The sequence below is a fragment of the Pseudomonas sp. E102 genome (assembly GCF_052660185.1).
Genome location: NZ_CP084025.1, coordinates 4,217,425 through 4,229,906, shown reverse-complemented (window position 1 = coordinate 4,229,906; position 12,482 = coordinate 4,217,425). Strand labels below are relative to the sequence as shown.

The window sequence follows — 12,482 nt, the reverse complement described above, 5'->3', positions numbered from 1 at the left end:
TGTGAATTGTTCTATTGTTTATTAAAAGTATGCGCGAGTGCAGGGAAGTGCTCGATTAAAACAATGCCCGCCCCGTCGGGCTGTTATATCAAATGGAATTGCCGTTTTATGAAACGATTCAAGGATTCACCCGTGAGGGATTACGCCACTTTCGACAAGTTGGTGGCGCGCGATGCGCTAGAGCGAATATTGACGCCTTATACAGGTACCGAAGGATACGACGCAGCGCTTAGATACTATGACAGCTGTGTCAAAACGCGAGATACGCCTGAAATGCTAACGCCTTTGGCGTTGCTGAAAAGAACCTTGGAGTCGCTTCAGGGGCAAAGCAGGCGTAGGCGTGCGTCAGAATCGTCTTCGGACCCGGCCAGCGAGGATATGGGCCTGAGGCGTAGTCACCGCAGGGTAGAAAGTTACGAAACGCGCCTGTCCAACCGTATTGAGTTAATGAAACAACCCGTCAGCGAAGTGCCACGAAAACTGCATTTTGTTTGGCTTGGCGGAGGCTTGGGCGACATTCAGCTGGATTACCTTCGCCTGTGGAAACAGGTAATGCCCAAAGATTTCACCGTGAATGTCTGGCATGACCCGGATGGGCTATTGGTACACGAAACTACGCGCATTATCGTTGAGGCGGCGAAGGCTGATACATGGGGTGGCGAAGAGCAGTCGGCGGCGTCTGGCGATGATCTGGCCACTCGCTACGAGATGAGAGTGACGGCGTTGAAGCGCCAGATGTCAATGCACATTGACCGAGCTATCAAACGGGGTAAGCGTGCGGACGAAGCACGCATCGACTTGTTGGTTCGCGGATATGAACGCGATGAAAGTGTTCTGCGCGCACTGAAGAATAAGAACGCTCATGTCATGCACGGTTTGAGCGACGAAGGCATGCAACTGCGCGACGTCCGTGAGCTTCAGGCTTTCCCTCGTCTGAGGGATTTTTATCATCGTGAAATGTCCTTGCGCGGTAACCTCGCGGCAGCCTCGGACATTGTGCGGATGCTGGTTGTGCATGACGAAGGTGGTATCTACAGCGATGTGGACTTCTTGCCGCCCTTTGTCCAAGGCGTGGCGGGCGTTGATATCAACCGTCTGGAGAAGCATCCACGGCTGGGCGCGTTGCAGTTGTTGCTCAACAATAATCCCGATTGGATGCCGGGTCGCCAGGCGCTGGCCGATCGATACAAGGACTACACCGCTGCCATCCCTGAAGAGCATCGCGGGGCGTTGGAACAATTTGCAAAAACTACCCCGTCGTTGAAGCAAGTGTTTGCTCCGTTCACGGATGACCGCGCGCGTGCCGACAGTTTGCGCCTGGCCCAAATCGAAGGGGGGGAATCCAATGCCTTGATTGTCAGCCATCCGGGGTCGGCTGCGGTCAATGCCATTATCGAGCGCTTCGAGATTCATCATCAGGCACTGCTCGCTGTTGAGCGCGAAGCCCGCAAAAATAATATCGATTTCCATGAGGCCAACCGCATCTTGAATCTTGCGGAGCGAGTCCTCAAGGTTGAATTCGATATCGTCGAGGAAAAGGTCAGCACTGAAGATAACCATGCCTTGAGGCTTCGCGTGGCAATAATGGACTATTTCAGTGACGGTTTACGTCCCCAGGCCCAGGGTTCGATATTCCTGACGGGGCCGGGCGCTGTGCGGGCGGGGCTGATGGAGTATGGGAGCAGATTTCTCACGCCACATGGGGCTCAAGCGCTACGCAAATCCATTCGGTTGAAGACGGGTTTCAACAACAATACGGAGGAAGAGCAGGACCATTCATGGAAGGAAAACATCGAAGACATGGACGCCTGGTTCGCAGCCGAAAGAGCTCGCTGGACGGAAGGCCGGATGCAAGCCCGCTACACCGCGAACCTGGCGGAACTGCTCAAGCCATACAGTATCGAGTTCGAGGAAGGCTGGCCGTTGATCGAGGGGCGCCATGTGCTTTCCACCGACGTGCTACAGCCACTCGCCGATGAGTTGGGTGAGCCCTTCATCACCGCGATGAGTCAGGGCCACACCGGTGAGGTGGTATTCGATGAGGTCATTCCCCTGGGGTTCGATGACCGCCAATCCATTCGTGCCCAAAGCAACGGAAAACTCATGCCAGCGCCACCGCGCGAACAGCGGGTGCAACCGTTATCCATTGGGCAACTCTTGAACGAGATGGCTGGCGGGCATCTTGACGTTCTCCAGTTGGGACCGCTGCAACGCGTTCAGGTTGGGGCATTGATCGGTTTGAAGAGGCTGGACAATGCCAGTTTCGACGCGGCTCGCCCGCAGTTGGAAAACCTGCTCAATGATTTCAAGAAACCCGGAACCCTGAACCGTTACACAGCAATCGAGCGCGCGTTATATGCGCATCAGGCCCCGGCGTTCCTGGCAGGGATTGAAAGTGCGGTGAACGGTGCTCCCCGGCATGACGAAACCGCGTTGGGGCTGAGGAGGTCCCTGCTCGAAAAGCCGTTGACGTTACGTCAGTGGGGTCAATACGTAGAGCGCGTCCAGCAGGCGGCGATGCATGAATACCGGAGCCAGATAGTCAGGCGGTTGAACACTGTTCTGTTTGCCGTTGACCCGAACGCTTTCAGGTCCGTACCACAGGACCTACTGTTCCAGGGCCCGGGTGATCGCGTAGCTGGGCGTTGCTACCCATTGTCCCTGGCCATGGCGGCTGCTTTTTCTCAGGGGGCGGATGCCATTCGGACCCTGTGTAATCGATTCGAGCTGGCGATCGCGGCATCTGACGAGGGGGACTCGCCTGATTTCATGAGCAGCCTGGAATCGTTGCGTGAGATGAAAGTGGACAACGTGGGTAATGCCCTCGAACGCGCTGATCTGGGTGAGGTCGTGCATATTCTGCAGAGCAAGACGGCCAGTACATTGATGCTCAATTCAGATAATCACGTCATGCTTGCCGCAAAGACTATCGAAGGCGGACACGAAACCTACCACTTCTACGATCCGAATTTTGGCGTGTTCGATTATCAGGACGCCACGGGTTTTACGAAGGCGCTGGAAGAATTTTTTATCACCCAGGGGATGGCCGCCCAGTACGGCGCATATGGCGAAGAGACTCGTCCTTCGTTTGACTTGATCGAGCTGGATGGCAGCCGGGTGGCAAAGGAGGTATTACCCAATACGGTACGGGTTTCGCAGTTGTTGCAACCCGACGCCTTACGAGGCCAGTCGCAACGCTCTGTCAGGACGCGGATCGCCAGCGCCCGGGGACAATCGCTCCAGGACAATCCGCGACTTGGCAGCTGCTTGCTGGCCTTGGATGGCCATTGGTGGGCGCAACAGATCGCTGACGCGACAACGCGTTTGCAACAGACGAGTGAGTCTGCCTCAAGCCTCGTACCGCTGTTCGACACTCTGGAGGGTGATCCGGACGGGACGTACCGGATAACCATGGTCGATCCGGCCGATCCAGGGCATCCGGTACAGATCAAGACCGATGACCATCGTCTCCTGCGCATAAAAAACCACCTTTCGGAACGTTTCTCGACGTTGGCCAACCAGCCCACCGCCACGGACGATGCCCATGCGGTGGGCGGCGTTCATACGTTGAACGCCGGTTTCGCCATCCAGGCGTTGATGAACGCGCTGAGGGGACGGGAAGGGGCCGACCGTCCCCTCACCCTGGCGGTGCGATTGCATGCCTATGTCAATTACGCGCAAATGGTCCATGGCACTGTGGCCGACGTCGCCGGGCTGGTCGGCCTGGTTCGCAAAGCGTTGGATGAAGAGAAACTGATCGCTAGCACCGTTGCGCCGGTGGTCAAGGCCTCCGTGGGCGCCACTATGAGCGAAGCGACGGGGGGGTTGCTGCAACTGGCGAATGTCGGGTTCGACATCTACCAATTAGCGACCGCGCATAACGATGTTGAACGCGCGCAGTTTGGCACCCAACTGGCTTTCGATTCGGGTGGCCTTGCATTGTCGGCGGGAGCCCTGATGGCTGGCGCCACGACCGGGGCGTTCCTCGGCAGCGCTTCCGTGTTGCTGGCGGGGCTGGGCGTCGGAGTCGCCGCACTAGCCCAAGGGTTTGCCATTATTGCCGAGGAAGCCAAGCAGGTCGGGTTGTTTTTCGATGAGGTGGCAAAAGCCCATTTGAACGCCTATCGGCTCGATGCGGCTCATGGCGCCTGGAAGCCACGCCCGTCGCTGATCATCGACGCCGTGAATCTGGCCGAGGGAACCCTGAACCTGGGCAGTCCCAAGCTGTATCCCTTGAACGATCATTTTGGCGTGCCATCGTTTTCGACCGACCGCGGCCAGCCGATCGATATCCGCGGGGAGCTGGACTTGCCGTCTCGAGTCAGCTTCACGCCGGCCGCCGGCCAAGCCATCGTCTTGCCGTGCATTCCGCAGACCTGTTACCGCTACGAATACAAGGCTCTGCCTTTTGCGAATTGGCGCCATGACACCGGTTTCGACACGGCGCGACGCCTGGAGAAAAGAAAGGCGAACGGCGAATGGCTGTTCCTTTTTTCCTTTTATTCGTTTCCCAGTGACTACATCCTCCATCGTCTTTTCGAGCCGGACTATAGTTCAACCACGATCGATGTAGTGCTGGATGATACCGATCGTTCGCTGGTGATCCCCGAGCTTCCGCCGATCTGGCACAAATTGATCACTTATCGCATCCAGGGCGCCGGCAAGCGGTGTGCGGTGCTGATCAACCCAGGTGTGAAGCTGGCTCTCGGTACAACGCAACCAGGTCATTCGACCTGGATACTGGACGCTCCCTGGGCCGAGGAAAGCGATATCAAGTTTCCATCCACGGAAAGTCTGGCCATTGGTGACGTTGAGGTGACATTCACTGCAACTGGGCGCCATGAGGTTTTGTTGCGGACCGCCCAAGGAAAAGTGTTCCAGGTAGACCGAGGCTCTCGCCAGCTCAATGTTGTCCTGGAAGTGGTGCCGGAGTGCCAGGGTCAGCAGGCACTGCAGGAACATTTCAAGGCCTTGAACCAACAGCACCGGCTGACGGCACCGTACACGCCGGTTCGTCAATACCTGATTCCGTTCGAAGACCCGAAACCCCCGCGACACGTTACGGCTTGGTACGACTCGAAAGAGGACCGTTTCCTCTACATGCGCAATGAAATCATAGGTGACGAACCGACATCGCTTGGGGCGGTGGTAAATGGTTGTGCCTGGTTCTATGACACGAAGGATGTGAGGATCTGGCAAGTCGACGCTAAGACAGGGCTGTTGATCCGACACTATTGGTTGTGGGGTTCAATAAGCGTAAAGGCGGTGATCAAGAGTGTCGAGGCAGACGCACAGGGGATCATCCATATCGTGCAGCAGATTACCCGCAAGGATGGCAGCACCGATGTTCTGGCTTATGTCATCCAGGATGAGAGACTGCTGCTGACTTCGATCACACGAGGTTTGGACCCCAATCTGGAAGCACTTCTGGGGAGCAGCGAAACCCTTCGCGACTGGTCGCAAGTGCTTACGGATGGTTTTGAATATTCGTCGTCGTTCGGAGGGATGCACACCTTCGAAACTGTCACCTGGCAACCGGCTCCCTTTGTATCGATCTGTTGGAAGCTGGACGATGCAGACAGGGATATGGCGTGGGTGCGCTGGAGCGATAACCTGATCATTCGTCCCGTGCCGCCACCCAAGCATTACCGCGGCTGGCGTGACACGATCAAGGACGGGACCGAGCTGACCCTGTTGAGCCTGGCAGACGAAATCGATGCATTCATGATTTTCGACCGCCAATACCAGACGCTGTGTCGTCGCCAGCGCACCCTCGTCGATGGCAAAGCAGTTTGGTCCGATAGATGGCAGCAGAGGGGGAGCGTCGAGGATTTCGTCGCCACGGACAACGGGTACGCGGCCATGAGGACCGACGGCTTGTTCTTCAACCTGACCCGCCAGGGAGACCTTCGGTTTGGGGGCATAAACGAACATTGGTTCAAGGCGCCGCCGCAGAAACAACAGCATTGGTGGCCTGCCCTGGAGTCACTCGCCCGCAAGCAAAACAAAGATCGTTTCGACCTTCTGGGGCTGGTCGCTCCCGACGGCAAGACGAGGTTGTACGCCTGGTACATCGACAACAGGCTGCTGCTGGCTAAACCGGAGCACGCGACCGTCCTTCGTCTTTTGAACGTCACCCCGGATGGCGAGGCGGCCTGGTTGTTCGATATGTCCAATGGCGAGGTCCTTCGCCAGGCCCTGATCGATCATGAACAGGTGGAGCGCGCGTTCGGTCAAGGTTCGCAGTTGCTCCAGGCTGACGTGTTGGCTCCTGCGAAACGTGAGTGGGCGCCCTGGAAGTTCGTCAACCTGACGGTCGACGGACCGGGATTGCGTGGTGTCACCGAGGAGGGCCTGGTGATCATGCTGCGAGATCCTGGACACGCTTTGCTCACCGGAGTCACCCGTGAGTGGGTGGTCACCCAGGGCGGGCGAGAGCAAGAAGCGCTTGAGCGATTGGCGAGGTCCGTCGCCCATAGCGCCCTGTTGACGGTGGAAGTGCCTGATGGCCTGGCGTGGTTCGTCGCCGATACCGGGCGCATGATCCGGGTGCCCAGGGTTACCTTCGCGCAAGGATTCGAGGTGCTTGGAACCCAGCACCAGACCAACGTGTTACTTCGCGAAAACAAGGATGGGAAACTGCTGACATACCCCCGCGAAGGGGATGCGGGACCGCTCAGCTATGTTCAGCGTGAGGGCGAGGTGCTGGTTGTCCAGAGCGCCGAAACGAAGGTTGATGATCTGCCCGCGCTGCTTCCAGACGATGTCACAACCTTGGTCCTGCGCATGGGCGAAGGTGCGGTGACTTACCGACTTCCACCGTCCATCTGGTGGCAAGTCCAGTCGGTCATCCTTGACTGCCGGCCTTCGTTGCCCGACAAGGCAACCGTTCCCGGCACGTTGGTCTGGGACCTCAAGGAGCCTGAGCAACTACAGTTGAGCATTGTCGATGAACACCTGGTGATTTTTGATCCGAACAGCGGACGCAGTGTGATTTGTCGTGAGGTGTTTGCCACCGATGTCAGCTTGCGTGGCAATGTGCGGTTCAGTTTCGACGGGGCTCGTTACTATGCCGTTTCGACATGGGTGACGCAGGTGGGCGCTTTGTCGGGTAGCCAGAGCATCACGCTAAAGGAGTTGCTGGAAACATCGGCGGCGAGGGAAGTCGATTTGGCGGGTTGATCCCTGGCTAAATCGAGCGGTAAGAAGAAGGGCTGCGCATGTGATCCATTAGCAGCCCTTTTTAATGGGCGCTAAACGGATAGCGCCCCCTTGAGTTCCGTTACTGGCCGCTTATGCGGCGATTGCTTCGTAGGGAAAATCGTCTCATGACTTGCTCGTCAAGTTTCTTCCGGATTAATTCCCTTCGTGTGTCCAGCGTGCTTCTGTCAAGTCTCAAGTACGCTTTGCGTTGGATCACTCGGGCAGTGCGGTTTTCCCAGTTCCAGAACAAAAAACTGCTTCTTTTTACATTTACGCTCAGTTCGAGCTTAAACAGAGCGATATGCAGGTTGCCTTGTGAGTCGTACCGGGCCGGGACGATTTGAAATGACTCGCCCTGGAGCGTTTCCGTATCGAACGATAACAGGGCAGGACTGTTGGCCTTGAAGGTGTCCAATGTATCGATCATCGCATTCGCTTGCCGTGAATCACGCATGGCGTCGGCGCTTCGTACCAGGAACTCTGCCACGGAACCGGATAAAGAGTGTTGTGTGCTTTCGATGATAGACCCGTCATAAAGCCCCCAGCCGAGAAAATTCAGTGTGTTGACATATTCGCCAAACCAATCGCGGGGGTTGGCGTGACGGAGATAGCCGAGGTCGGCCGATAGGGTGGCTATATTGGTGCAGTCTGCAATGTCGTCGTGGTCTTGTAGGGAAAGTGCCCCGATATATGAGAACAGATTCGGGCCCGTTACGAGTCCGGTTAATGGTTTGTCGGCCATGACAAAAATTTCCTTCATTAGAGAGGGTGGGTTAGTTGAAGGGCTACTATCGCAGAGTGTTTATAAAGGTAGGAATGATAGTTGTCGTCTAAATATGTTTTTGGCGGTGGTAGGGGTGGTGCGACATATATCGTATTTGCTTTTTGATTGTGAGTTTGGTTGTGCGTGGTTTAGATTGTTTTTTGTCCGCAGGAGCGGTCAGTCATTAAAAAAGGAAAGTAGTATGGAAAAGTTTGATAGTGTCGTTAGCGTTGCGCAAAGTTTGGAGTTGGTGAGTGCTCGCATCAATAGGCGGAAGGCGTTGGTTGATACCGGGCGGCGTACGCGCAGGTCCGTTATGCAGACAGTGCAGGATAATCCCAACAAGGAAATGGATGCCTTGATGCTCGGGATGCACTTTTGGGTTATGGCAATAATATGTCGCTCAATAACATGGCGATCATGGAGAACCTGATCACCATGTCAATCATGGAGGCCAACTATGAGGTGCCTGGCGGCAAGAATACTCATGGCTGGTATGAGGCTTTCATTCGATGCTTGCAGGATCTTGGCTGCTTTGTGGCCGATGACGGCTACTCGCGCTATTCCGAAAATTCGCTACAGGTGGATATGGACAATGTCATCAGCGACATCGTCAAAGGAGTTATCGATGGCGTGAAAGCCAGCCTACCGGCGGCAACGGTACTTGGTGCGGTGGTCAGTACGACAATTGATGGTTTGAAGCAGGACAAGGAGACCATTGACCTATTCAATACCCAAGTCAAGTCCGCCGATGGTGCGCGCCTGTCTGTCCTTCCTTGTGAGCAGTTACCCAACGGTATTCTCATCGCATCCTCCAGTTCGATAAAACAGACCGGCTCCTCAAGTAACGGTGGCGTTCTTTTCGTGAACTGGCGTGCGTCGGCACGGGATATCTTCCGGGGCAAATCGTTCGTGACCTTCAACCCGGAACGTTACGAGGCACTCAGGAACGATATTGAAGGGTATTTGGGCAAGCATCGCAGGGAAGTTCTTAGTAAACGCTTCAGCCGCCGCAAGAGCAGCTAATTCCTTTCTCGGCCAAGGTCACGGCACCAGATAGCCTCTCACCCCGGTAAAAATGATCTGGGCCGCCAGCGCACAGACAAACAACCCCATCAGCCGGCTGACAATCTGCAAGCCCTGGTCGCCGAGGATTCGCTCGATGCGGCTGGACAGGTAGAGCACCACGCCGACGGTGAAGCTGGCCAGGGCGATGCTGATGATCGCCATGAGCTTGTCGTCCCAGTGCGGCTGGCTTACGCCCATCACCAGCAGGGCGCCGATGGTGCCGGGGCCGACGGTCAACGGAATGGTCAGCGGGACGATGGTCACGTCCTGCTGAACATTATCGGTTTGTACCGCCGACTTGCCCTGGGCCATGCCCAAGGCCGAAATGAACAAGACGCTGCCGGCGCCGATACGGAACGCATCCACCGTGATGCCGAACACGCTGAAGATCACCCTGCCAAACAAATACAGCAACACGCTGGAAACCAGCGTTGCGGTCGCGACTTTCCAGGCCAGGCGACGCTGTTCCTTGCGGGAATAGCCGCGTGTCAGGCTGATAAAACACGACAGCACGAAAAAGGGGCTGTAGAGCACCAACATTTTCAGGTAAACGCTGAACAGCACATGGAGCATGGTCAAGGCTCGTGACAGAGGAAGACGACGGGAGTCTATCAGGCGATTTGACGCCTGTCGGCTCAGGACGTATGCGCTGTATTGTTTTGCTGATCGCGCTGTGCCACCCAGTGTTCGATCAGCTCACGCAACTGCGACAGTTCCACCGGCTTGGCCATGTGCCCGTCCATGCCCGCCTGGCGAGCGCGCTCCTTGTGTTCGGCGAGGATATGCGCGGTGAGCGCCACCACTGGCGTGCGGGTGCGCTGGTTTCCGACTTCCCAGGCGCGTAGCTGTTGGGTGGCGGAGAACCCGTCGAGAATGGGCATCTCGCAGTCCATCAGGACCAGGTCGTAGCGTTGCTCTTTCATCGCCTTGAGCGCTTCTTCGCCGTTGCTGGCGGTGTCGGGTTGCAGATTGAGCTTGCCGAGCATGCCGCGAATGACCTTCGTGGAGATGGTGTTGTCTTCCGCCACCAGGATGCGGAAATCGCTGGGGACCTTCACTGGGAGTGGCAGGCCGGCGTTGACCGGGACATTCGGCGCCTGGCCTTTATTACGCTGGTTCAGTTCGTCCGCCAGGGTGGTCTTGAGCGTGTAACCTGCCACGGGTTTGGCGAGGATGCGCTTGACGCCGCTGTTGCGCGCCACGATCTTGCTCGGCGCGTTGCTGATGCCGGTCAGCATGATCAACAGGATATCGTGGTTAAGGCTTGGGTCTTCCTTGATCTTGGCGGCCAGTTGCATGCCGGTCATGCCAGGCATGTTCTGGTCCAGCAGCACCACGTCGAAGTAGTCGCGCAGGTGCGCCTTGGTTCGCAGCAGCGCGAGGGCTTCCTTGCCCGACGGTACGGCGCTGACGTTCAGGCCCCAAGCGCTGCATTGCTGCACGAGCACCTTGCGGCAGGTGTCGTTGTCATCGACCACCAAGACCCGCGCGCCCTGTAGCGGGCCATCGAGGTCGGCGGTCGGATGTTCCAGGCGGTCTGGGTCCAGCGGCAAGGTCAGCCACAAGGTGCTGCCTTGGCTGCTGCCACTCTTGATGCCGAATTCGCCATTCATCAGCATGATCAACTGGCGAGCGATGACCAGCCCCAGGTTGCCGCCCAGGCGCGTGGCCGATAGGACGTTCTTGCTGTGCAGCTCGGCATGCATCAACGTTTCGCGTTCTTCGGCATCCATGGGCGAGCCGCTGTCCTGTACCGCGATTCGCAGGCGCGGTTGACTGCTGCGCTCGTCGAGGGCGACAACGATCAGGACCTCGCCTTCATCGGTTTTCTTCAAGGCATTTTCCAGCAGGCTCAACAGCGCCTGACGCAGCCGCGTCGGATCGCCGCTGATGACCCGAGGCACTTGGGGCTGGATGAAGCTGATCAGCTCGACATTCTGCTGTTCGGCCTTGGCGCGGAAGATGCTCAGGCAGTCCTCGATCAATGCATTGAGATCGAACTGCACGTCATCCAGCTCGATTTGCCCGGATTCGAGACGGGAAATGTCGAGAATCTCGTTGATCAGGGTAAGCAGTTCATTGCCGGCGCTGTGGATCGTCTGCACGTAGTCGCGCTGTTTGACGGAGAGCGGCGTGCCCAGCAACAGCTCGGTCATGCCCAGCACGCCATTCATCGGTGTGCGGATCTCGTGGCTGATCTTGGCCAGGAACTCGGCCTTGGCGTTGATCTCGGCATTGCTCGCCGCCAGGTCGCGGCTCAGGCTGAAACGGTTTTCATTGATCGATCGCTGGCGTTCGCCCAACGCGACGCTCATCAGCAGGCCGCTGACGCAGATAATGACCAGCAAGGTGACGATCAGCCCTTGGGGCGCGACTTCGGTCAGCCCTTGCAGGGCTGGAAGAATGATCAGCGTACCCAGGTTGAACACCACCATGGCGGCGACGAAAAGCCGCGCCGGGCGGTAGCCCTTCTGCCAGTGCCAGGCGCTGACGAACAGCATGCTCAGGCCGGCCAGGGCCACCAGCGCATAAGTCATGATATTGAGGGGCAGCGTGTTGACGAATAACAGCAACAGGCTGCAGAGCATAATGAAGACAATTTCGCCCAGCAGCAGCCGGTCCAATGGATGCGGTCCCAGTGGGGCGAAATAACGATAGGCGAACATCAAGCCGCAGGGCGCGGTCAGCAACAAGGCCAGATAGGCACCCGGCGTCTGGATCGCCGGCCAGTCAGGCAGCCAGGCCCCAGCGAGGTTCAGCAGCAGTACCAGGCTGAGCATCAGCAGCCCTTCGCAGGCGGCCAGCCACAGGCAACTGCGCGACCGGGTATAAGCGTAGCGGGTGAGGTTGTGCAGGATCAGCATGGCGATACAGCCGAACAACAGCCCATAGACCAGCGTCTGGTTCTGGTTGGCCGCCGCCAGGACCGCCGGCTGCAACGTGACATAGGGGCGCAGTTCGTAGCGCGATGCCAGTCTCAGGTAGACGTCCAGCGATTTATCGCTGCGCGGCAAGGGCAGCATGAAATCGCTGCTGGGCACCGTAGGTTCGGTATGCGGCATGGCGTTGCCGGTGACTTGTTGGCTGACCAGAGTGTCGCCATCCAGCACATAAAGATTCAGGCGCGACAGATCGGGCGCGAAGACCCGCAGGATCTGTTCATGCCTGTCGGGGGAAAGCCGGAAGCGCAGCCACAGGGCTCCCCCCGGCTCGGCTGCCTTGAGGTGATCCAGGTCAATGGGGCTGAACTGGTTGGTATAGCGGGCAGAGCGGATGTCGCTCAGCTTCAGGTCGCCCTGTTCGTCGAGCAATACCGCCCAGCCGCTGCCGGGCGCAGCCTGTGCCGGGAACACGCAGAGCAGCGTCAGCAGGGTAACGGTCAAGCTTATGGCAATCCTGAGCCAGCGCACGGCGAAATCCCTTCGTAGGTTGATGCCAGATGATAACT

5 protein-coding genes are annotated in these 12,482 nt (G+C 57.5%); 2 read left to right on the top strand and 3 right to left on the bottom strand.

What is annotated here, in order from left to right; all coding sequences use genetic code 11:
- The first annotated feature begins 108 nt into the window (after nucleotides 1–108).
- Nucleotides 109–7,182: a TcdA/TcdB pore-forming domain-containing protein gene (locus tag DOCECA_RS19245; RefSeq protein WP_445570939.1), complete on the top strand. Its 7,074-nt coding sequence runs from the start codon at nucleotides 109–111 to the stop codon at nucleotides 7,180–7,182.
- A gap of 100 nt (nucleotides 7,183–7,282) precedes the next feature.
- Here the strand turns inward: DOCECA_RS19245 and DOCECA_RS19240 are convergent, their stop codons facing one another.
- Complete coding sequence (locus DOCECA_RS19240; RefSeq protein WP_445570938.1) at nucleotides 7,283–7,945, bottom strand: hypothetical protein; 663 nt, start codon at nucleotides 7,943–7,945, stop codon at nucleotides 7,283–7,285.
- A 417-nt stretch (nucleotides 7,946–8,362) separates the two neighbouring features.
- Between DOCECA_RS19240 and DOCECA_RS19235 the strand changes: the two genes are divergently transcribed.
- Complete coding sequence (locus tag DOCECA_RS19235; protein WP_445570937.1) at nucleotides 8,363–8,992, top strand: hypothetical protein; 630 nt, start codon at nucleotides 8,363–8,365, stop codon at nucleotides 8,990–8,992.
- A gap of 18 nt (nucleotides 8,993–9,010) precedes the next feature.
- Here DOCECA_RS19235 and DOCECA_RS19230 read toward each other — a convergent pair whose 3' ends face one another.
- Together DOCECA_RS19230 and DOCECA_RS19225 are read right to left on the bottom strand one after the other, a co-directional pair.
- Nucleotides 9,011–9,607, bottom strand: a complete 597-nt coding sequence (locus DOCECA_RS19230) for a MarC family protein (protein WP_230148745.1) — start codon at nucleotides 9,605–9,607, stop codon at nucleotides 9,011–9,013.
- Nucleotides 9,608–9,669: 62 nt separating this feature from the next.
- Nucleotides 9,670–12,444 carry a response regulator gene (locus DOCECA_RS19225; RefSeq protein ID WP_434607982.1) on the bottom strand — a complete coding sequence of 925 codons (2,775 nt, stop codon included), beginning with the start codon at nucleotides 12,442–12,444 and terminating at the stop codon, nucleotides 9,670–9,672.
- Nucleotides 12,445–12,482 lie beyond the last annotated feature (38 nt).

Excerpts from the sequence above, each read along its gene's own strand:
- DOCECA_RS19245 (WP_445570939.1), top strand. The coding sequence starts at position 109 with ATGAAACGATTCAAGGATTCACCCGTGAGGGATTACGCCACTTTCGAC.
- DOCECA_RS19240 (WP_445570938.1), bottom strand. The coding sequence starts at position 7,945 with ATGGCCGACAAACCATTAACCGGACTCGTAACGGGCCCGAATCTGTTC.
- DOCECA_RS19235 (WP_445570937.1), top strand. The coding sequence starts at position 8,363 with ATGTCGCTCAATAACATGGCGATCATGGAGAACCTGATCACCATGTCA.
- DOCECA_RS19230 (WP_230148745.1), bottom strand. The coding sequence starts at position 9,607 with ATGCTCCATGTGCTGTTCAGCGTTTACCTGAAAATGTTGGTGCTCTAC.